This window comes from Hydrogenophaga sp. L76, from assembly GCF_057654755.1.
Map to the genome: position 1 here is coordinate 3,689,605 of NZ_CM172807.1, position 21,645 is coordinate 3,711,249.

Below are 21,645 nucleotides of genomic sequence, written 5' to 3' on the forward strand. Positions count from 1 at the left end.
ACAAACGGACACCCCATGCGCCCATACCAGACTGGGTGCCGCCCGGCTGGACGGGTGCGTGGGCACACCTCCACCGGGTCTTATTTATGCAAAGCATGTGCTTGCTGAAAATAACATGGACTGCTATGGTTCGTTGCCATGAGCAGCCCATCTGACGACACGGCCACCCCGGACGCGCCCCGCCGGGCACGCGGTCGACCGCGAAAAACCGACGACGAGCGCGATGATGGCAACCGCCGGCAGGCCCTGCTGCAAGCCGCGGCCCGCCTGTTTCGCCAGCAGGGGTTTGCGGCAACCAGCACGCGCGACATCGCCACCGCCGCCGGCATGCGCTCGGGCTCGCCTTTCTACCACTTCGAGAACAAGGAAGCCCTGCTGGCCGGCGTGATGCGCGAAGGCATGCAGAGCGCGCTGCGGCGCCAGGCGGCAGCCATGGACCGTGCGGTGGCCGCAGGCGCCATGAACGGGCGAGCCCTGGGCGCGCGCGATTGCCTGCGGGTGCTGGTGCGCAGCCACTTTGAAGTGCTGCTCGGACCCGACAGCGATTTCATCCCCGTCATGTTGTACGAATGGCGTTCGCTGTCCGAGGCGCAACGCGGCGAGGTGAATCACCAGAAGGCCGACTACGAAGCCGCCTGGGTGCCGGTGCTGCAGGCGCTGCACGCCAGCGGCGAGCTGCGCGGCGACCCGGGGCTGGCGCGGCTGATGCTGTTTGGCGCGCTGAACTGGTCCGTGCAGTGGTACGACCCGGCGCGCCAGGCTTCGCTGGACGACCTGACCCAGACCACGCTGCAGCTCTTTCTGAAGGATCCGGTATGAGCCCGCACCCGGCCGATCTGGTGAAGCAGCGCCGTGAAGCGATGTTGGTCCGCATCGCCCAGCTGCGTGCGCTCGAAGACCGCGCCGCCCAGGCCTCGGCGAAATCCCGGCCGGTGTTCGACCAGCGCGGCCAGCTGCTGCCGCGCGAGCGCATCGGCCTGCTGCTGGACCCCGGCGCGCCGTTCCTGCCGCTGTGTTCGCTCGCCGGTTTTCTGCAGGACAGCAAAGACCCGGACAAGTCCGTGCCCGGTGGCGGCGTTGTGGCCGGCATCGGCTTCATCAGCGGCGTGCGCTGCATGGTGGTGGCGAGCGATTCTGGCATCGAGGCCGGAGCGATCCAGCCGCGTGGGCTGGAGAAGATCCTGCGCGTGCAGGAGATGGCGCTGGAAAACAAGCTCCCCTTCGTGCACCTGGTCGAAAGCGCGGGCGCGAACCTCATGAAATACCAGGTTGAGGGCTTCGTGCTCGGCGGTGCGCTGTTCCGCAACCTGGCGCGCCTCTCGGCCGCGGGCCTGCCGGTGATCACGGTGCAGCACGGCTCGGGCACGGCGGGCGGCGCCTACATGCCGGGCCTCTCCGACGTGGTGATCATGGTGCGCGGGCGCTCGCGGGCTTTTCTCGCCGGGCCACCGTTGTTGATGGCGGCCACCGGCGAAGTGGCGACCGAAGAGGAGCTGGGTGGCGCCGAGATGCACACCGGTGTGTCAGGGTTGGGCGAGTACCTGGCGGAGGATGACCGGGAGGCATTGGGCATCGCTCGGCGGGTGGTGGGCCAGACGGGTTGGCAGGGAGCCCTGGCCCCAACGGCCGAGCCGCCGCGGTTTGACGCCGAAGACCTGCTCGCCCTCATGCCCCTGCACCACCGCGAGCCCGTCGACATGCGCGAGATCCTGCTGCGCATCACCGACGCCTCCGACATCCTCGAATTCAAACCGCTCTATGGCCCCGCCACCGTCTGCGCCCAGGCGCACATCGGCGGTCACGCGGTGGGCATCGTCAGCAACAACGGCCCCATCGACGTGGCCGGCGCCAACAAGGCCACGCACTTCATCCAGTGGATGTGCCAGCTCGGCCACCCCATCGTCTACCTGCAGAACACCACCGGCTACATGGTCGGCAAGGACAGCGAGCAGGCCGGCATGATCAAACACGGCAGCAAGATGATCCAGGCCGTGACCAACGCCAGCGTGCCGCAGGTCACCATCCAGTGCGGGGCCAGCTTCGGCGCCGGCAACTACGGCATGTGCGGCCGCGGTTACGCGCCGCGTTTCCTGTTCAGCTGGCCCAACGCACGCACCGCGGTGATGGGCGGCGAGCAGGCCGCGCGCACCATGCGCATCGTGGCCGAGGCCGGCTTGGCGCGCAAAGGCATCCCGACCGATACGCCCGAAGTGAAGGCGCAGATGCAGGCGCAATTCGACCAGATCGTCCACGTGTTCGAAAGCCAGGCCGACGCGTTCCACACCAGCGGCCTGGTGCTCGACGACGGCGTGATCGACCCGCGCGACACGCGCGCCGTGCTCGCCTTCTGCCTCGACACCTGCGCCGAAGCGGCCGCACGCCAGCCCAGGCCGATGCAGTTTGGCGTGGCGCGCATGTAAAACCTTGTGGGACAGACCCAGAGACGCGCGCAGCGCCCTCTGGCTCTGTCCCCAACTGAATAGGACATATCCAATGCAGTTCACCCACGAACACCGCGAGATCCAGGCCACGCTCAGGCGCTACATCGACGAGCACATCAACCCGCACGTGGACGAGTGGGAGGCCGCCGAAATCTTCCCGGCGCGCGAAGTCTTCAAAGGGCTGGGCCAGCTCGGTCTGCTGGGCCTGACCAAGCCCGAGGCCTTCGGCGGCGCGGGCCTGGACTATTCGTACAGCCTGGCCATGGCCGAAGCGCTGGGCCACATCCACTGCGGCGGCGTGCCCATGGCCATCGGCGTGCAGACCGACATGGCCACGCCCGCACTCGCCCGCTTCGGCAGCGACGAGCTGCGCGCCCAGTTCCTCGCGCCGGCGATCACGGGCGACATGGTGGGCTGCATCGGCGTGAGCGAGCCCGGCGCGGGCAGCGACGTCTCGGCCATCAAGACCACAGCGCGCAAGGACGGCGACGACTACGTCATCAGCGGCCAGAAAATGTGGATCACCAACAGCCTGCAGGCCGACTGGATGTGCATGCTGGTCAACACCAGCGAGGGCCCCGCGCACAAGAACAAGAGCCTGGTCATGGTGCCGCTGCGCGAGAACGGCAAGACCGTCAAGGGTTTCGAGGTTGGCCAGAAAATCAGGAAGATCGGCATGAACAGCAGCGACACCGGCCTGCTGTTTTTTGACGAAGTGCGCGTGCCGCAGCGCTACCGCATCGGTGCCGAAGGCGCGGGCTTCATCTACCAGATGCAGCAGTTCCAGGAGGAGCGCCTGTGGGCCGCAGCCAGTTGCATCCAGAGCCTGAGCAACTGCATCCAGTGGACGGTGGACTACGCGCAGGAGCGCCAGCTGTTTGGTGCCACGCTGGCCGACCAGCAGTGGGTGCAGTTCAAGCTGGCCGAGATGAAGACCGAGGTGGAGAGCCTGCGCGCGCTCACCTACCAGGCGTGTGAACATTACGTGGCGGGCGAAGACGTGACCGAGTGGGCGACCATGGCCAAGCTGAAAGCCGGGCGTCTGAACCGCCTGGTGCCCGACACCTGCCTGCAGTTCTGGGGCGGCATGGGCTATACATGGGAAAACAAGGTCTCGCGCATGTTCCGTGACGGGCGGCTGGCGTCGATTGGCGGTGGGGCGGATGAAGTGATGCTGGGCATCCTGGCCAAGACCATGGGACTGCAGAAATCCTCCCTGCGCCGCTGACGCGGCATCCCCCAAGGGGGACGTTGCCCTTTGACCGGCAGAGCCGGATCGTCGGCGACTGCGGGTCCAGACACTTCTCTCAAACTCGAAAGGTGGATATGAGCAATTTTCTGGTGGTTCGACAAGGTGACACCGAGCGCTGGACGCTCAACGACCCCGCCACGCGCAACGCCCTCTCCGACACCCTGGTGCTGGCCCTGTTCGAGGCCTGCCTGCGCGCCAAGCAAGACACATCCTTGCGCGGCATCGTGCTCACCGGCGCGGGCGGCGCCTTCAGTGCGGGCGGCAGCCTGGGCGGTTTTGCCAGCGCCATCGGCCAACCCCTGCAGCCCGGTGAGGATGACCCGCTGATCGCCATGAACCGTGGCTTTGGCGACGTGCTGCACGCACTCACCGAGCTGCCGCAGTGGCTGGTGATCGCGGTGGACGGCCCGGCCATGGGCGGGGGCTTTGGCCTGGTGTGCTGTGCCGACGTCGTGATCGCCACCGAGCGCTCGGTGTTCGCCACGCCCGAGGTCACGCTCGGCCTGCCGCCGGCGCAGATCGCGCCCTTCGTCTGGCAGCGGCTGGGCGACGCGGTGGCGCGGCAGTGCCTGCTGAGCGGTGCGCGCTGGAGCGCGGCCCAGGCCCAGGCTGCGGGTCTGGTGAACACCGTGGTGGCCGACGGAGCGCTCGGTGCCGCCGTGGCCGAAGCTGAGCGGGCCCTGCGGGCCGCGGCCCCGGGCGCGGTCGCCGCCACCAAACAGCTCTTGCACCGCCTGCGCGACAAGGCGCCCGACCTGCGCAGCGAGGCCGCCATCGCTTTCGCCGCCGCGCTGCGTGGCCCCGAGGCCGCGGCCGGCCTGGGCGCTTTCGCGAAGAGACAGCCCGCGCCGTGGTTGGATGGACCCCCACGCTCCACCGCTGCGCGGGTCGCTGCCCCCCAAGGGGGCGGATCCGGCTTGGGGCGGCCCAGCGCCGGATCGAAAGACAGCAAGGCATGAAAAAGCTCCTGATCGCGAATAGAGGGGAGATATCCCGCCGCATCATCCGCAGCGCCCACGCCATGGGCATCGCCACCGTGGCCGTGTACTCCGACCCCGACCGGGACGCGCTGCACGTGCGCGAGGCGGATACCTCGTTCGCGCTCGGCGGCCTGGCCTCGGCCGACTCCTACCTGCGCGTGGACCAGCTGCTCGAAGCCGCGCGCGCCACCGGCGCCGACGCCGTGCACCCCGGCTACGGTTTCCTGAGCGAGAACGCCGACTTCGCCCAGTCCGTGATCGACGCCGGGCTGGTCTGGGTCGGCCCGCCGCCGGCGGCGATCCGGGCGCTGGGCAGCAAGTCCGCGGCCAAGGCGCTGGCCGGCCAGCAAGGCGTGCCCTGCCTGCCCGGCTATTTTGGTGACGACCAGCGCGACGAAACCTTCATCGCCGAAGCGCAACGCATCGGCTTCCCGCTTATGGTCAAGGCCGTGGCGGGTGGCGGCGGGCGCGGCATGCGCCTGGTGCACGAGGCGGCGCAGCTGCTGCCGGCCCTGCACAGCGCACGCTCGGAAGCGCTGTCGGGCTTTGGCAACGGCGACCTGCTGATCGAACGCGCGCTGCTGCGCCCTCGGCATGTGGAGGTGCAGGTGTTTGCCGACGCGCACGGCCACTGCATCCACCTCGGCGAACGCGACTGCTCGGTGCAGCGCCGCCACCAGAAGATCATCGAAGAATCGCCCAGCCCGGCGGTGTCGCCTGCGCTGCGGGCCGAGCTGGGCCGGTGTGCGGTGGCGCTGGCGCAGGCCGCGGGGTATGTGGGGGCGGGCACGGTGGAGTTTTTGCTGGAGGGTGAGCAGGACCGTTTCGCCGCCGGGCCGCCCCAAGGCGAAACAGCCCCCTCGGGGGGCAACGACCCGCGCAGCGGCGGAGCCCCGGATTCGCGCCGGAGGCGGGAAGACGCACGGGGGCACTTTTATCTGATGGAGATGAACACGCGCCTGCAGGTCGAACACCCGGTCACGGAAATGATCACCGGCCTCGATCTCGTCGAATGGCAGCTGCGCGTTGCGCGCGGCGAGCCGCTGCCGCGTGCCCAGGAGCAGGTCCGCTTCAACGGCCACGCCATCGAAGTGCGCCTGTGCGCCGAAGACGAACACCACACGCCACACACCGGCCGCGTGCGCCACTTCACCGAACCCGACCTTTCGGTCCCCGGCCTGCGGTTCGACCACGCGCTGGAAACCGGTGCCGAAGTCACGCCGCTCTACGACGCCCTGCTCGGCAAACTCATCGCCCACGCGCCCACCCGCGCCGAGGCCCTTCACCGTCTGGCCCACGCGCTGGGCGAAACGCAGGTGCTCGGCCTGCCGACCAACCGCGCCTTCCTCGCGGCCTGCCTGGGGCATCCGGTGTTGGCCGCGGGAGGGGCTCACATTCCCTTTCTGGCCGAACACGGCGACGCGCTGCGCACCAGCCTGCAGACCACACCAGCCGCCGAGGGGGTGGCAGCGCTGGCCCTGCTGTACGTCAGCCAGCCGCCGGCCGGGGCCTTGCCCAGTCCCCACCCGCGCCACCTGCGCCTGCGCCTGGGCAGCAAGGTGCACAAGTGGCTGGTGCAGGAAACCGGCCAGGGCCGCGTGCGCGTGATCCAGGGCGACCGGGTTCACGAGGCACAGGTCAGCGGCCAGCGCATCGTGCTCGACGGCGTCGGCTGGAGCGCCCGGGCCGTGCCGGTCGACCCCGGCGCTGGCGTGCCGCGCTGGCATGTGCAGCTCGCAGGCGGCGACCTGCCGGCCGGCACCGCCACCGAACTCTGGATCGACGACCTGGGCTTTGCGCCCCGCGAAGCCGCGGGGGGCGCCAGCGCCGCGCGCGAGCTGCGCGCCCCCTTCAACGGCAAGCTCATCGCCCTGCATGTGCAGACCGGGCAGACGGTGGCGCGCGGCGCGCCGCTGCTGGTGATCGAGTCCATGAAGCTGGAGCACACCCTGCACGCGCCGCGCGACACGGTGATCGAAAGCCTGAACGTGGCGCCGGGCCAGCAGGTGGCACCCGGCCAGCTGCTGGCCACCTTCCTGTGATGAACCTTCACCCCACCCCCGACTGCAACCCGGAAGACCGCGTCGCGCTGATCGACACGGTGCGCCGTTTCCCACCCCAGACCATCACGCCGAACGTGAACGCCTGGGACGAAACGGGCGATGGCCCAGACGGACAACGATCCGACACAATCCCCGCATGACCAAAACCATCACCCTGCCCGCCGAATTCGAGCCCGAGTTCATCGCCGGCCTGAAGGCCATCTTTGAAGAAAAAATCGTCTTCAACCAGGTGCTCGGGCTGAAGATCACCAGCCTGCTGCCCGAGCGCGTGACCGCGCGCATCGACATGAAGCCGCAGCTCGTGGGCCACTACAGCTACAACCGCATCCACGGCGGCGTCATCAGCGCCGGGCTCGATGCCATGGGCGGCCTCGCCTGCATGGCCGCCATCGGCGCGCGCCACATGGACGAGTCACCCGATCAGCGCCTGCACCGCTTTGCCAAGCTCGGCACCATCGACCTGCGCATCGACTACCTGCGCCCCGGCATCGGTGACCATTTCGAACTGCGCGCCGAAGTCATGCGCCTGGGCTCACGCGTTGCGAGCACGCGCATGGAGTTCCTGGGGCCGGACGGCAAGCTGCTGTCCTGCGGCTCGGGCGCGTACATCGTGTCCTGAGGGCTGGCACCGTGCGCCGTCGCCCATCGAAGTTGGCGCGACGCCAGCGACTGCTGCGCTGGGCTCGCCTGCTCTGGGCCTCGCCCAACACCCTCATCGGTCTGGCGCTCGGGCTGCTGCTGCTCCTGGTGGGTGCGCGTGTCCGGCGCGTGGGCGGCGTGCTTGAAATCGCCGCCCTGCGCCAGCGGCCCCGGCGCCGCTGGCCCTTCAACGCCATCACCTTCGGCCACGTGATCCTGGGCACCCACGCGCAGGAACTGGAGCGCCTGCGCGCACACGAACTGGTGCACGTGCGGCAGTGCGAGCGCTGGGGACCGCTGTTTCTGCCCGCGTACCTGCTGGCCGGGGCCTGGCAGTGGGTGCGGGGGCGGGATGCCTACTGGGACAACCCGTTCGAGGTGGAAGCTCGGCGGGTTGGGGGGTGTTGAGATGACGGGTTTCCACCCAAACCGTGGCACACGGATGGGACCCCAAAAGCGGGTGCTCAAGATGCCACTGCCAGTGCATCCAGCGGGCTGGCCGTGCTGCCCGCCGCGGTCATCGTTCCAGACCTGCCTGGCTGCGACCCTTCAATGGTCCATGCCGCATGGAGACCACAGCAGGCATGCCCGCGAACAAAAAACGCACCCCATACAAACAGGCCTCTTCTGTCTTGAGGCCCTGGTGCTTGTAAAGAATCCCAGTCCCTGAATGCAGACGACAGGTGTTGGAATGCCCTCCTTTGTCGCTTTGTTGCGTGGTGTCAATGTGGGCAAAGCCAGGCGGGTGCCCATGGCCGAACTCCGGGCCTTGTTGAGGGCGCTTGGCTATACCGACGTGGCCACGCTTCTGAATAGCGGCAATGCCGTGTTCCGGGCAACCAGGGGAACGCCGGTCCAACACGCCACCAGGATAACCAGCGCCATCGCAGCCAGGCTCAAGGTCGAAGTACCGGTGATCGTCAAGTCAGCAAGTGAGCTGTCCGCCATCGTGTCCGAGAACGCACTGGCTGAGCAAGCACAGAACCATTCACGCCTGTTGGTCGCGTTCGTACAAGATCCCAAGTTGCTGCCCGGGCTCGCTGCCATCGAGCCGCTGCTTGCACCGTCAGAGCAGTTCATGGTCGGTCAGCGTGCTGCGTACCTGCATTGCGCGACCGGCATGCGGGAAAGCAAAGCGGGTGAAGCCCTGCTCGGAAAGGCTGGCAAAGCCGCCACGACAAGAAACTGGGCAACCGTCCTCAAGTTGCAGGCCTTGGCAAGCAGGCCCGATGTCTGACCCTTCCATCGAGAGGGCATTGGGCATCGCAGATCATGTCGGCGGAGGTCGCAAGCGATGAACGCAACACCTGTTTCTGATACGTGGGAACGCGGCAGCCCCTACGAGCAGTACATCGGCCGCTGGAGTCGCAAGGCCGCGCCTCTCTTCCTTGCGTGGCTGGATCAGCCCGCCGGCAAGCGGTGGCTGGATGTCGGCTGCGGCACAGGCGCGCTGACCGCCGCCATCCTGGACCACTGCATTCCGGGCAGCGTGATCGGCGTCGAACCGTCGGAGGGATTCCTCAAGTTGGCGGCTCAGAACCTCGCTGGAAAAGCACGCGTCCTTGCCGGGAATGCGGCCGCGCTCCCGCTTGATGGCGGTGCGTGCGACGTCGTCGTCTCGGGGCTTGTACTCAACTTCGTTCCAGCCATGCAGGGTGCCCTCTCGGAGATGAGGCGGGTCACCGCCTCCGGCGGGACCATCGCCGCCTATGTCTGGGACTACGCCGATGGAATGGAGGTCATCAAGTACTTCTGGGACGCGGCGGTGTCACTTGATCCTGCGGCGGCCCAACTCCACGAGGGGGTCCGTTTTCCGGTGTGCAAACCATCCGCCCTGAAGGCGGCTTTCGAGGAGGCTGGACTCACCGAGGTCGACATCACCTCCCTCGACTTGAAAGCGCAGTTCGTTGACTTCGATGACTTCTGGCGGCCATTTCTTGGAGGGCAGGGGCCCGCACCCGCCTATGCCATGTCGCTTCCGGAAGAACAACGCGCTGCGTTGAGGGCCCGCCTTGAGTCGGCATTGCCGTCAGCCGCGGGCGGGGCCATTTCGCTGAGCGCGAGGGCTTGGGCCGTTCGCGGGGTGACGCGCAGCGATGTCTAACCCGTCTTGGGTGGACCTTCACCGGCATGTGCCCCACCGGTGTCGGCCGCCCAGTCCAGACCTTGAACGTCTGCTCTACCGCACGGCCTTCGTCCGTATCTGGCAGCGACCCGCTTTCAGCCGTCCTTTCCCAACCTCGGTGCAGCTCATCTTCGCGGCCGCACCCACCACCAGGCCACCGCCACCAGCACCGCGAACGAGGTATAGGCCGCCTCAAACACCCACCAGGGCGCCTCCCAGTACAGCAGGCGCGATAGCCAGTGTTCGATGAAGCCCTCGCGGTAGCCGCCCTGTCCGGCCAGGCGCCGCAGGTCCTGCTCCCACACGGTCAGCGGGCAGAGCTGGCCGAGCCAGGTCTGGGCGGCGATGTACACGATCAGCCCCAGGTGCGTGAAACGCAGGCCGCGGTGGTGCACCCAGCGCCAGCCCAGCGCGCCGCCGACGAGTACCAGCGGCAACAAGGCGACCACGAACAGCACCACGCCCACGTGCAGCGTGAGCAGGGCGTCGGCGAGCAGGCCGGCGGTGGTCGCGTTGATGCTCATGGACGGGGTGGTTCGTGGGCAGAAAAAAAGCCGCTCACGCACGGGGCGTGGCGGCTGTCACGCATGACCTGACAACGCAGGCGGCGTGGGATCTGTTGAGCGGTTTACTGCGAGATGTGCATGTATTCCGAGACCACTTTCCAGCGGTTCTCCTGCAGCTGCGACAGGCGCGTGGCGTTGCTGCCCAGGCGCTTGGTGGGGCTGAAGGTCATCTCGGCGCTGCCGAAGATGTCGGGCGGCACCTTCATGGTGTCCATGGCCTTGATGAAGCTGTCGGTGGTCAGGCTGGGGCCGGCCTTGCCGGCGGCCTTCAGGAAGGTGTCGACCAGGCTGTAGCCATAGACGGAGAACACGGTCGGGTCTTCGTTGAACTTGGTTTTGTACTTGTTGGCCCAGAAGCGGATCGGTTGCGAGGCTTCGTCGGTGTAGGGGTTCTGCACCGTCATGGTGGCGTACAGGCCGTTCATGGCCGGGCCGCCGAGCTTGTGGATCAGGTCGGTGTAGGCCGCGCTGGAGCCGATGAAGGTGGGGTTGAAGCCCAGGCGCTTGGCGGTGGCGATGCCGCCGATGGTCTCGCGGATGATGGTGCCGAGCACGACCATGTCGCACTGTTCGGAGGCCAGCTTCTGCATCTGCGAGGCGAAGTCGGTGGCGCCGCGCTTGTACGAGGTTTCCACGGCCAGCGTCATGCCGATGGACTTCAGGCCTTCTTCGGCGCCGCGCTTGACTTCGAGGCCGAACTCGTCGTCCTGGTACATGGTGCAGACCTTCTTGGCGCCCTTGTCCTTCACCAGCTTGGGCACGGCGATCTTCATCTGGTCGTAGTAGGTGGCGGCGAAGCTGTACTTGAGCTTGTGGAAAGGCTCATACATCTCGCGCGCGGCGGTGACCGGGAAGAAGTTGATCACGTTCTTCTGGAACTGCACCGGCATGGCGGCCATGTTCTGCGCGGTCCCGATGTGGCCGACCATGGCGAAGATCTTGTCCTGGTTGACCAGCTTCTGCGCGGCCAGCACGGCGCGGCGCGGGTCGTAGGCGGAGTCTTCCACCAGCAGCCGGATCTTGCGGCCGTTGACGCCGCCCTGCTCGTTGACTTCGTCCACGCGCAGCATCATGCCCAGGCGCACCTGCTTGCCGAACCCGGCGATGGGGCCCGACAGATCCTGGATCGAGCCCAGCACGATTTCGTCCTTGCTCACGCCCTGCGACTGGGCGAACACGGCGCTGGAGGCCAGCACCAGGGCGGTGCCGAGCAGGGGAATTCGGGTTTTCATGGGCTTGTCTCCTTGGGGTGGTCGGGGTGGTGAGGGGTCGGTGGCCGGGTGTCAGCTGTACATGGCGTCGATCTGGTCCGCGTATTTCTGTTGCACCAGCTTGCGTTTGAGCTTCATGGTCGGGGTCAGCTCTTCGTCTTCGGCGCTGAGCTGGGTATCGAGCAGGAAAAACTTCTTGATCTGTTCCACGCGGGCAAACTTCTTGTTGACGCGGTCGATCTCGGCCTGGATCAGCGCCTGCACCTCGGGCGCGCGGGTGAGGCTGGCGTAGTTGGAAAACGGCACGTCGTTGTCTTGCGCATACTTCTCCACGTTCTCCTGGTCGATCATGATGATCACGGTGAGGTAGGCCCGCTGGTCACCGATCACCACCGCATCGGTCACGTAGGGCGAGAACTTCAGTTCGTTCTCCAGCTCGCTGGGCGTGATGTTCTTGCCCCCTGCGGTGATGATGATGTCTTTCATGCGGTCGGTGATGCGGAAAAACCCTTCCTCGTCGACCGTGCCCACGTCGCCGGTGTGCAGCCAGCCGTCTTTGTCGATGGTCTCGGCGGTTTTCTCGGGCAGGTTCAGGTAGCCCATGAACACGTTGGGGCCACGCACCAGGATCTCGCTGGTCTGCGGGTCCAGCCGCACCTCGTTGTAGCTGGCTGCCGGGCCGATCGAGCCGGGCTTGATGCGGTCCGCCGGGATGCCGGTGGAAGCGCCGCAGGTCTCGGTCATGCCCCAGACCTCCAGCATGGGCACGCCCAGCGCCAGGTACCAGCGCACCAGGTCGGGCGAGATGGGTGCAGCGCCCGTGACGAGGAAGCGCGCGCGGTGGATGCCGATGAGCTTGCGCACGTTGTCGAGCACCAGCAGGCGCGCCAGCTGGAACTGCAGGCGCAGGCTGCCGGGCACCGGTTGCCCGGCCATCACCCGGTCGGCCACGCGCTGGCCGACGCCGATGGCCCAGGCGTACGCGGCCTGCTGCAGCCGGCTGGCCTCCTTGAGCGTGATCATCACGCCCGAATAGAACTTCTCCCACACGCGCGGTACCGCGGTGAACACCGTGGGCGCGATCTCGCGCACGTTCTCCGGCACGGTCTCGGGGTTTTCGACGAAGTTGAGTTTCGCGCCGGTGTAGAGCGAAAAGTATTCGCCGCCCATGCGCTCGGCGATGTGGCACAGCGGCAGGAAACACATGCACTCGTCGTGCTCGTCGCGTGCGATCAGCGTGTTGTAGCCGTGCACGGTGTAGACCAGACCCTGGTGGCTGTGCATCGCACCCTTGGGCTTGCCGGTGGTGCCCGAGGTGTAGACCAGGATGGCCAGGTCTTGTGGCCGGCAGGCGGCCACACGGGCCTCCATCTCGCCGGCGTGGGTCTGCGCATGCGCGCGACCCAGCTCGCGCAGGGCGTCGAGGCCGATGACCTGCGGATCGTCCAGCTCGTGCAGGCCTTCCATGTCGAACACCACAATCTTCTTCAGCCGCGGCAGGTGCTGGCGCACCTCCAGTGCCTTGTCGAGCTGTTCGTCGTCTTCCACGAACAGCACGGTGGTGCCCGAGTCCTCGCAGAGGAACTGCACCTGCTCGGCCGCGTCGGTGGGGTAGATGCCGTTGGACACGCCGCCCGCGCTGAGCACCGCCAGATCGGCCAGCACCCATTCCACGGTGGTGTTGGAGAGCACGGACGCGGTCTCGTGCGGCGCAAAGCCCAGCGCCATCAGGCCGTGGGCGATCTCGCGCACCGCTTCCGCTGTCTGGTTCCAGGTCCAGCTGCGCCAGATGCCGAACGCCTTCTGCCGCATCCAGACGGTGGGGCCGCGTTTCTGCACCGCGTTCCAGAACATCGCGGGGATGGTGTCGCCGGACAGCACGACCTCGGTCTGAGGCTGGATATGGGAGAGATCCCAGAGATAGCTCATCTGTTTATCTCCAGTTCTTCTTTTTCTTCCAGCGCCGGTCGGCCCGCACGCCCGCCTCTTTCATGCCGAGGTAGAACTCCTTGATGTCGTCCTTCTCGCGCAGGTGGGCGCAGGTGTCTTCCATCACGATGCGGCCGTTCTCCAGCACGTAGCCGTAGTCCGACGCGTTGAGCGCCATGTTGGCGTTCTGCTCCACCAGCAGGATGGTGGTGCCGCGCTCGCGGTTGATGCGCACGACGATCTCGAAGATCTCTTTGGTGAGCTTCGGGCTCAGGCCCAGGCTCGGTTCGTCGAGCAGGATCAGGTCGGGGTTGGCCATCAGGGCGCGGCTGATGGCCAGCATCTGCTGCTGGCCGCCCGAGAGCAGGCCCGCGTCCTGCAACGCGCGCTCGCGCAGGATGGGGAAATACCCGAACACCAGTTCCATGTCGCGCGCCACGCCGTCGCGGTCCTGGCGGGTGTAGGCGCCCATGAGCAGGTTGTCGCGCACCGAGAGCAGCGGGAACACCTCGCGCCCTTCGGGCACATGGCTCAGGCCTTGCTGCACGATGTGGGCCGGGTCCTGGGCCGTGATGTTCTCGCCCTTGAACTCGATGCTGCCCTTGCGCGGGTCGATGATGCCGCTGATGGTCTTGAGGATGGTGGTCTTGCCCGCGCCGTTGCTGCCCAGCACGGTGGCGATCTCGCTGCGCCGCACCTGCAGGCTCACGCCGCGGATCGCCTTGATCGGGCCGTAGGCGCTCTCGACGTTGAGCAGTTTCAGGACGGCGTTGTCGGTCACGGGCGCGGTCATAGAACCCCCCCGCTTGTCGCTGCGCGTACTGCGCTGCCCCCCAGGGGGGCTTGCGAACCTTGGGGCGGCCCGGCGGTTCTCATGCTGTCGTCCCCACATGGTTTTCCCGCCGCAGGCTGGACACGTCGTCCACCGTGCCGAGGTAGGCCTCGATCACGCCGGGGTGGTCCTGCACCTCGGCCGGCGTGCCGGTGACCAGCTCTTCGCCCATGCTCATGGCGAGCACCCGGTCCGAGACCTTGGACACCAGCGACATGTCGTGTTCGACCATCAGCACCGTGATGCCCAGATCGTTCTTGATGTCGGCGATCCAGAACGCCATGTCCTCGGTCTCCTCCACGTTCAGCCCGGAGGACGGCTCGTCGAGCAGCAGCAGCTTCGGTTCGGTGCACAGCGCGCGCGCCAGCTCCACTACCTTGCGCACGCCGTAGGGCAGGCCGGCGATCAGCGATTCGCGGTGGTGCTGCAGGTTCAGGAAGTCGATCACCTGCTCGACCTTGGCGCGCGCCTCGATTTCGGCGGCGCGGGTCTTGCCGGTGAAGAGGATCTCGCTCCACAGGCCGGTCTTGCGGTGGGTGTGGCGCCCGATCAGCAGGTTCTGCAGCACCGTGGCGTGTTCGAACAGCTCGATGTTCTGGAAGGTGCGCGCGATGCCCAGGCCCGCGATGCGGTGCGGGGGCTGCTCGGTGAGTTTGAGCATGCCGTCCGGGCCGGCGTAGTCGATGCTGCCGGTGGTGGGCGTGTAGATGCGGCTGATCAGGTTGAACACCGTCGTCTTGCCAGCGCCGTTGGGGCCGATCAGCGTGAACACCTCGCCGCGCTTCACATCGAAGCTCACGTTGTTCACCGCCAGCACGCCGCCGAAGCGCACGCTGAGGTTCTGGGCCGAGAGAAGGATGTCGTCGGTCATTTCAGTCTGTCCGATTTCTGGAAGGTCTTCTGGCGCTTGAACATGCCGCGCCGGTAGAACGGGAACAGCTGGATGTAGGCGCGCACCTTGAGCCAGCGCCCGTACAGGCCCATGGGTTCGAACAGCACGAAGGCGATCAGCACCAGGCCATACACGGTGCCCTGCAGGCCGGCGGCCTGGCCGATGGCGTCGGGCAGGTAGTCCTTGCCGAGAGCGATGAGCTGCGGCATGACGATGAGGAAGATCGCACCGAGGAAGGCGCCGTGGATCGAGCCCAGGCCTCCGATCACCACCATCAGCAGCAGGTCGATCGACTGGATGATGCTGAACTGTTCGGGCGAGAGGAACTGGATCTTGTGCGCATAAAGTGCCCCGCCGATGCCGGCCAGCGCCGCCGACAGGGCGAAGGAGAGGGTCTTGTAGCGCGCGAGGTGGATGCCCATGCTCTGCGCCGAGATCTCCGAATCGCGGATCGCCACAAACGCGCGGCCGGTGGAGGATCGCATGAGGTTGACGATGGCCAGCGTGGCGAGCACCGTGACCACGAGGCAGAGAAAGTAGAACTCGTTGGTGGAATCCAGCTCCCAGCCGAACATCGAAGGCGGCATCACCGACAGGCCCGAGTTGCCGCCCGTCACGCTTTCCCAGCGTGCCATGCCTTCTTCGACGATGAAGCCGAATGCCAGCGTGGCCATGCCGAGGTAGATGCCCTTGACGCGCAGCGCCGGCAAGCCCACCACCATGCCCACCGCCGCGGCCAGCAGGCCCGCGCAGGCCATGGCGATCGGGAAGGGCACGCCGGCGTTGACCATCACCGTCTCGGTGTAGGCGCCGACGCCGAGAAAGGCCGCGTGGCCGAGCGAGAACAGGCCGGTGAAGCCCGCCAGCAGCATCAGCCCCAGACCCACCACGGCGTAGATCAGCACGAAGGTGAGCTGCGCCAGCCAGTACTCCTCGATCACCCAGGGCGCCATCAGCAGGAACAGGCCCAGCAGGCCGTACCAGAACACATGCCCGCCGTGTTTGGCGAGTTTGACGTCCTGGTTGTAGTCCGTTTTAAAGATGAATCTCATGGGCCCTTCAACCAGCAGTGCCTGGGGTGGCAGGGGAGCAGACCGGGAACGCCGTGGAACCGGCTTTGCCGGGCCACAGGCGTTGCCCCTTGAGGGGCTGAGCGGCTACGCGCAGCGAGCAAGCGATGGGGGTGGTCATACCTTCTTCCTCAGCTTTTCGCCAAAGAGGCCGTTGGGTTTCAGCACCAGCATGATCAGCACCACGATGTAGGGCGCGATGTCCTTGAAACCTTCGGGCAGGTAGAAGCCCGAGAGCGACTCGACGATGCCGATGATCAGCCCGCCGACGATGGCTCCGGGCAGGCTGCCGAAACCGCCCACCACCGCCGCCGGAAAGGCCTTCAGACCGATGAAGCCCATGTTGGCGTGCACGAAGGTGATGGGGGCGAGCAGCAGGCCGGCGAAGGCCGCCACGCCAGCGGCCAGACCCCAGACCAGGCCGTTGAGCCGTTTGACCGGGATGCCCATGTAGTAGGCCGCCAGCTGGTTTTGCGATGCGGCCTGCATGGCGAGGCCCAGCCTGGAATAACGGAACATGGCGAACAGCCCGGCGCACAGCAGGCCGGTGACGGCAATGACGACGATCTGTTCGGCCGATACCACCAGCGTGCCCAGGCGCAGCACTTCACCCGCATACGGCACCGGCAGTGTGTGCGTGTCGGTGCCGATGTTGGGGATCATGGTGATCACGCCGCGCAGCACATAGCCCACGCCGATGGTCAGCATCACGATGGAAAAAGCGGGCTGGCCGAGGATGGGCCGGATCACCAGGCGTTCCAGCGCCGCGCCGAAAGCGCCCATGCCGATCACCGCCGCCGGCACCGACAGCCAGAACGGAAAGCCCAGCAGCGTCATGGTGAGCAGACCGCCGAAGGCGCCCACCATCATCAGGTCGCCCTGGGCAAAGCTCACCGTTTCGGTGGCCTTGTAGATCAGCACGAACCCCAGGGCGATGAGTCCGTAGATACAGCCCTGGGCCACACCGCTGATGAGCAGTTGCAGCAGTTGCACGCGGTTCTCCTGTGAGGTCGGATGCCTTTGTCGTCCCGGCCGCTGCAGCAGGCTTTGAGACACGTCTACCCGACGGTGTGCGCTGTTTATAGCTGCCTTGTTTGTGGGCGTTGCTAGGGGTTGACCCGGGCCACAGTCGCGCAGGCGCCATGTCTTGCACTGCAGCATCGGGTTGGTGAGGACATGCATACCCCTGAGCCGGGGCGTCACACGCGTCGCGCGGGGATGGGGCACCGCGGCAGCACCGGAGCGGCCCCGGTCGCACCGCGCCAAATGGACCCGCACCGGCCGCAGCGGGTGCCCATCATGGGCGCATGCATGTTTCTCCGAACGATGGCACCGAGGTGCTGGTGCTGCAGCACCTGAACGACGACGGCCCGGGCTTCCTGGGCCAGTGGCTCGACGAACAGGGTGTGCGCTGGCAGGTGCGCTGCACCGAAGCCGGCGACGCCTATCCGGCGTCGGTGATGGGCTTCAAGGGGCTGGCTGTGCTGGGCGGCGCCTGGAGCGCCAACGATGACCGCCCTTCGCTGCGCCAGGCCGAAGCGCTGATCCGTGAAGCCGACGCGCTGGGCATTCCCGTCATCGGCCACTGCCTGGGTGGCCAGCTCATCGCGCGCGCGTTTGGCGGGCGGGTGCAGACACTGGCGCAACCCGAGATCGGCTGGCTGCCGATGCGCCACAACGGCAGCGAGACCGCCCGCGCCTGGCTGGGCGATGAGGCCGAGGCCACGGTCTGCCAGTGGCACCACGACAGCTTTGTCGAACTGCCGTCGGGTGCCGAGCTGATCGCCAGTTCGCCGGCCTGCGCCCACCAGGCCTTTGCCCTGCGGCAGCACCTCGCAATGCAGTTCCACATCGAGATCACGCCGCAGAAAATCAGTGACTGGATGGCGCACCCCGGCGAAGCATATCCGGCAGCGTTGCTGCTGCACCCGGGCAGTGTGCAGGGCGCTGAGGCCATCGCCGCGGGGACTGAGCGCCACCAGAGCGGCAGCGAGGCGCTGGCCGACCGGATTTATGCGGAATGGCGAACGCGCTGGCGCTGAAAAGTCCACCCGGAACGGGTTCTTCGCTGGCCGGATCCGTACTGGAAAATTTGCTTCAGTACAATTTCATTGCCTTAGAGCACTCCTGATCGCGCTGCGATCGTACCGTTCCACGCCGTCATGAAGAGGGTCCCATGCTGAATCCGGAACTGCTTGATCGCCTGCGGGCGCAAGGCTGGAAGCCCCGCCAACTGGGCGGTTTCATGGGGCATGCCGGACCCTTGTGGACCTGCCGAGAGGGGGCCGGCTGGGTGTATGGCCTGCTTGCCGAAGACCAGCATCTGAATCCCGCCGGGGTGGTACACGGTGGCGCCTTGACCACGTTGATCGATCACGTGCTGAGCACGGTCGCCTGGGAGGCGTGCGACCGCATGCCGTGCGTGACCGTGCAGCTTGACACGCACTTTATGGCCGAGGTCCGGGCAGGGCAGTTTGCCCAGGCCCGGGCGAACATCACGGCGCGCACCAGCAGCCTGGTCTTCATGGAGGGGCTGGTGCAGGTCGATGACCGCCCCGTGCTCGCAGCCCGCGCCATCATGAAAGTGCTGCGGCCCGCACCCGCCCGGTGAGCTTTCGTGGCCCTCGGCCACGTTGAAGCGGACGCGCCAGATGCCTGGGGCTCCACGCCCATGCCCCGCGTCCTTCGCGCTTCTTACGAATCCGCCCGGTTCGATTTTCTTCCCATCTGATGCGGTTTGATCCCTGATGAAGTCCGTCGTTGACGGTGTCTCTCTTCGTCCTTTTTTTGTCTTTTTCATGATTGTCTATATACAAAACAATGTGCCATTTGACAAAAACAAAAAACACGACAAGAATTCATCTACACCAGACGAACGACACACATCATGAAAAAACTGACCGACTACACCAGCTACGCCGACGCCCAGGCCCACTTCTCCAGCGACAGGTTGTGGGAGCTGTTTGATGGCAATCGCGAACACCTGAACATGGCGCACGAGTGCGTGGACCGGTACGCCGATTCGGGCCGCGAGGCGCTGATCGTGGTGCACGCCGAAGGTCCCGACGAGGTCATCACCTTCGAAGAACTGGCCGCGGATTCCTCGCGCTTTGCGCACCACCTGGTGTCGCAGGGCATTCAGCCCGGTCAGCGCGTGGCGATCATGCTGGAGCCCTCGCGGGCTTTCTACGTCGCCATGTTCGGCGTCATCAAGAGCGGCGCGATCGCGGTGCCGTTGTTCACGCTGTTCGGCCCTGACGGCATCCGGCTGCGTGTCAACGACTGCCAGCCGGCGCTGCTGGTCACGAACGACGAGAAGCAAGAGGTGGCCAGGTCCATCGTTGGCGATGCTGGTGTGCTGGTTTTCAACACCGACTTCCTGTCGTCCATCCAGCACCTGCCATCGACTTTCGAAGTGAAGACGCGGGCCGACGACCTGGCGGTGTTCCAGTACACCTCGGGCACCACCCGCGAACTGCCCGACGCCGTCAAGCACTCGCACCGCGCCCTGGTCACCCTGATGGTGGCGGCGCTGTACGGCACCGGTCTGCGCCCGGGTGACCGCTTCTTCTGCCCTTCGTCACCCGCCTGGGGTCACGGGCTGTGGCACGGCACGCTGGCACCGCTGGCCCTGGGCCTGACGGTCGGTGCCTACAGCGGGCGCTTCAGGCCCGAGCGGCTGCTGCAGGCGCTCTCGGAACACCGCTTCACGAACATGTCGGCCGCGGCCACGCACTACCGCATGATGAAGAACAGCGGCGTCGCCGACCGCTACAGCTACGCCTTCGAGAAGCTGTCGTTCACCGGTGAGCCCATCGACGACGAGACCGCGAACTTTGTGCACCAGACCTTCGGCCTGGAGGTCTGCAGCATGTACGGCACCACCGAAATCGGCGTGGTGCTGGCCAGCTATCCCGGTGCGCCGGATTTCCGGGTCCAGCGGGGCTCCCTGGGCAAGCCCGTCCCGGGCACGCGGGTCGAGGTGCACGACGCCGACGGCCAGCTGTGTCCCGTCGGCACCACCGGGCAATTGATGGTCCAGCGCCGTGGCCAGTGGATTCCCACCAAGGACCTGGGTCGCATCGACAGCGCGGGCTATTTCCACCACGGTGGCCGGGCCGACGACGTGATCATCTCGGCCGGCTGGACCATGAGCGCGGTCGAGATCGAGAACGTCATCCTCATGCACCCTGATGTGCTGGAGGCGGCCGCCATCGGCGTGCCCGACGCCGTGCGCGGACAGGTGGTCAAGGCTTTTGTCGTGAGCGCCCGGCCCGAGTCCGAGGCCTTCACCGAAGAGATCCAGGACCTGGTCCGCCACAAGCTGAGCCAGCACGAATACCCGCGCCACGTGGCCGTCGTGCCCGAGCTGCCCAAGACCCCCGCCGGAAAAGTGCACCGCAAGAAGCTGCGCGAGCAGGAACTCGCCGCCGCAGTTGCGACGGCGGCCTGATTCCCAACCCCATTCGTTCACCCATTCACCCAACCACCCCAGGAGACAACATGTCCAGTACCGAACCCCGCCAGTTTCCCAAGATCACCGAAAGCGGCCTCGACGAATTGCGCGAGCGCATCGGCGTCAAGATCAGCCACACCGTCGAACCCTGGTGCCATGAGGCCACGCGCGACAACATCCGCCATTACGCCCACGGCATCGGCGACGACAACCCGCTCTGGTGCGACCCCGACTACGCGGCCAAGAGCCCATACGGCGGCATCGTGGCGCTGCCCAGCTTCCTGTTTTCGACCAGCCGCATCGTCTCGGGCTACGTCGGTGGTCTGCCGGGCGTGCACGCCATGTGGTCGGGCGCCGACTGGACCTGGCACAAGCCGGTGCACCGCAACGACGAGATCCACACCGAGGCCCATCTCAAGAGCCTGGTTGAACACCAGACCCGCTTCGCCGGCCGCGCCGTGCAGCAGACCTACCACGTGGACTTCTTCAACCAGTCCGGTGACAAGGTGGCCGAGGCCGACAGCTGGTGCTTCCGCACCGAGCGCGACCACGCCCGCGAGCAGGGCACCAAATACACCGAGGCCCGGTCGAGCGCGCCGCGCCGTTACACCGATGAAGAGCTGGGCGAGGCCTACCAGCTGTACCGCGACGAAGAAATCCGCGGTGCCACGCCGCGCTACTGGGAAGATGTCAAGGAAGGCGAAGCCCTGCCCGTGATGTTCAAAGGCCCGATGACCGTGACCGGTTTCATCGCCTACGCCCAGGGTTGGGGCGGTCTGTACATCCGCGCCAACAAGCTGGCCTGGAAGCTCATCGACCAGCACCCGGGCGTTGGCATCAAGAACCGCTTCGGCATCCCCGACTGCCCGGAGCGTGTGCACTGGGAAGAAGACTTCGCCCTCGAAGTGGGCGCACCCGGTGCCTACGACTACGGTCCGGAGCGCACCTCGTGGCTCACCCACCAGCTCACCAACTGGATCGGTGATGCCGGCTTCCTGCACAAGGCCAGCTGCAAGATCCGCCGCCACAACCCCGAGGGCGACATGCTGTTCATCAAGGCCAAGGTCAAGCGCAAGTTCATCGAGAACGGCCAGCACATGGTCGAAATCGAGCAGGAAGCCCGCAACCAGAACGACGAGCTGTCGGTGGTGGGCAGCGGCATCGTCATCCTGCCTTCCAAAGGCTGAAT

The 21,645-nt window shown here is 66.5% G+C and carries 21 protein-coding genes; 14 read left to right on the plus strand and 7 right to left on the minus strand.

Annotated elements, in window-relative coordinates:
• Positions 1-138: 138 nt before the first annotated feature.
• The 10 genes from AC23D4_RS18005 (at position 139) to AC23D4_RS18050 (ending at position 9,479) form a co-directional block, all read left to right on the plus strand.
• Positions 139-819: a TetR/AcrR family transcriptional regulator gene (locus AC23D4_RS18005; RefSeq protein WP_472886941.1), complete on the plus strand. Its 681-nt coding sequence runs from the start codon at positions 139-141 to the stop codon at positions 817-819.
• The gene (locus AC23D4_RS18010; RefSeq protein WP_472886942.1) at positions 816-2,420 is read left to right on the plus strand and encodes an acyl-CoA carboxylase subunit beta; all 1,605 of its coding nucleotides are present in this window, start codon (positions 816-818) and stop codon (positions 2,418-2,420) included. The genes AC23D4_RS18005 and AC23D4_RS18010 overlap by 4 nt, the downstream gene beginning before the upstream one ends.
• Before the next feature lie 73 nt (positions 2,421-2,493).
• On the plus strand, positions 2,494-3,669 hold the full coding sequence (locus tag AC23D4_RS18015) for an acyl-CoA dehydrogenase family protein (RefSeq protein WP_472886943.1): 1,176 nt from the start codon (positions 2,494-2,496) through the stop codon (positions 3,667-3,669).
• Positions 3,670-3,767: 98 nt separating this feature from the next.
• Complete coding sequence (locus tag AC23D4_RS18020) at positions 3,768-4,652, plus strand: enoyl-CoA hydratase/isomerase family protein (protein WP_472886944.1); 885 nt, start codon at positions 3,768-3,770, stop codon at positions 4,650-4,652.
• Complete coding sequence (locus tag AC23D4_RS18025; protein ID WP_472886945.1) at positions 4,649-6,715, plus strand: ATP-binding protein; 2,067 nt, start codon at positions 4,649-4,651, stop codon at positions 6,713-6,715. The genes AC23D4_RS18020 and AC23D4_RS18025 overlap by 4 nt, the downstream gene beginning before the upstream one ends.
• Entirely contained in the window at positions 6,715-6,876 is a 162-nt protein-coding gene (locus AC23D4_RS18030; protein WP_472886946.1) for a hypothetical protein, read from the plus strand. The genes AC23D4_RS18025 and AC23D4_RS18030 overlap by 1 nt, the downstream gene beginning before the upstream one ends.
• Positions 6,873-7,355, plus strand: coding sequence for a thioesterase family protein (locus AC23D4_RS18035; RefSeq protein ID WP_472886947.1), 483 nt, complete (start codon positions 6,873-6,875; stop codon positions 7,353-7,355). The genes AC23D4_RS18030 and AC23D4_RS18035 overlap by 4 nt, the downstream gene beginning before the upstream one ends.
• Before the next feature lie 11 nt (positions 7,356-7,366).
• Complete coding sequence (locus AC23D4_RS18040; RefSeq protein ID WP_487623640.1) at positions 7,367-7,783, plus strand: signal peptide prediction; 417 nt, start codon at positions 7,367-7,369, stop codon at positions 7,781-7,783.
• A 283-nt stretch (positions 7,784-8,066) separates the two neighbouring features.
• Positions 8,067-8,612, plus strand: a complete 546-nt coding sequence (locus AC23D4_RS18045; protein WP_472886949.1) for a DUF1697 domain-containing protein — start codon at positions 8,067-8,069, stop codon at positions 8,610-8,612.
• 57 nt (positions 8,613-8,669) lie between these two features.
• A complete protein-coding gene (locus AC23D4_RS18050) occupies positions 8,670-9,479 on the plus strand; it encodes a class I SAM-dependent methyltransferase (protein ID WP_472886950.1) in 810 nt (269 codons plus the stop codon).
• A 146-nt stretch (positions 9,480-9,625) separates the two neighbouring features.
• On the opposite strand, the gene AC23D4_RS18055 is transcribed toward AC23D4_RS18050, so the two are convergent.
• The 7 genes from AC23D4_RS18055 to AC23D4_RS18085 form a co-directional block, all read right to left on the minus strand.
• On the minus strand, positions 9,626-10,024 hold the full coding sequence (locus tag AC23D4_RS18055) for a DUF2784 domain-containing protein (protein WP_472886951.1): 399 nt from the start codon (positions 10,022-10,024) through the stop codon (positions 9,626-9,628).
• A 104-nt stretch (positions 10,025-10,128) separates the two neighbouring features.
• A complete protein-coding gene (locus tag AC23D4_RS18060; RefSeq protein ID WP_472886952.1) occupies positions 10,129-11,298 on the minus strand; it encodes an ABC transporter substrate-binding protein in 1,170 nt (389 codons plus the stop codon).
• Positions 11,299-11,349: 51 nt separating this feature from the next.
• Positions 11,350-13,206, minus strand: coding sequence for an AMP-dependent synthetase/ligase (locus AC23D4_RS18065; RefSeq protein WP_472886953.1), 1,857 nt, complete (start codon positions 13,204-13,206; stop codon positions 11,350-11,352).
• 4 nt (positions 13,207-13,210) lie between these two features.
• Complete coding sequence (locus tag AC23D4_RS18070) at positions 13,211-13,999, minus strand: ABC transporter ATP-binding protein (RefSeq protein WP_472886954.1); 789 nt, start codon at positions 13,997-13,999, stop codon at positions 13,211-13,213.
• A gap of 79 nt (positions 14,000-14,078) precedes the next feature.
• A complete protein-coding gene (locus AC23D4_RS18075; RefSeq protein ID WP_472886955.1) occupies positions 14,079-14,909 on the minus strand; it encodes an ABC transporter ATP-binding protein in 831 nt (276 codons plus the stop codon).
• Positions 14,906-15,982 (minus strand): branched-chain amino acid ABC transporter permease, encoded by a 1,077-nt coding sequence (locus AC23D4_RS18080; protein ID WP_472886956.1) that lies wholly within the window; start codon positions 15,980-15,982, stop codon positions 14,906-14,908. Before AC23D4_RS18080 ends, AC23D4_RS18075 begins: the two co-directional genes overlap by 4 nt.
• Before the next feature lie 135 nt (positions 15,983-16,117).
• Entirely contained in the window at positions 16,118-16,993 is an 876-nt protein-coding gene (locus AC23D4_RS18085) for a branched-chain amino acid ABC transporter permease (protein WP_472886957.1), read from the minus strand.
• 314 nt (positions 16,994-17,307) lie between these two features.
• On the opposite strand from AC23D4_RS18085, the gene AC23D4_RS18090 reads away from it, so the two are divergent.
• The 4 genes from AC23D4_RS18090 to AC23D4_RS18105 all read left to right on the plus strand — a co-directional run bounded on the left by AC23D4_RS18090 (position 17,308) and on the right by AC23D4_RS18105 (position 21,643).
• A complete protein-coding gene (locus AC23D4_RS18090) occupies positions 17,308-18,042 on the plus strand; it encodes a type 1 glutamine amidotransferase (RefSeq protein WP_472886958.1) in 735 nt (244 codons plus the stop codon).
• A gap of 134 nt (positions 18,043-18,176) precedes the next feature.
• Positions 18,177-18,611 carry a PaaI family thioesterase gene (locus AC23D4_RS18095; RefSeq protein ID WP_472886959.1) on the plus strand — a complete coding sequence of 145 codons (435 nt, stop codon included), beginning with the start codon at positions 18,177-18,179 and terminating at the stop codon, positions 18,609-18,611.
• Positions 18,612-18,887: 276 nt separating this feature from the next.
• Complete coding sequence (locus AC23D4_RS18100) at positions 18,888-20,453, plus strand: acetate--CoA ligase (RefSeq protein WP_472886960.1); 1,566 nt, start codon at positions 18,888-18,890, stop codon at positions 20,451-20,453.
• 50 nt (positions 20,454-20,503) lie between these two features.
• A complete protein-coding gene (locus AC23D4_RS18105) occupies positions 20,504-21,643 on the plus strand; it encodes an FAS1-like dehydratase domain-containing protein (RefSeq protein ID WP_472886961.1) in 1,140 nt (379 codons plus the stop codon).
• Positions 21,644-21,645 lie beyond the last annotated feature (2 nt).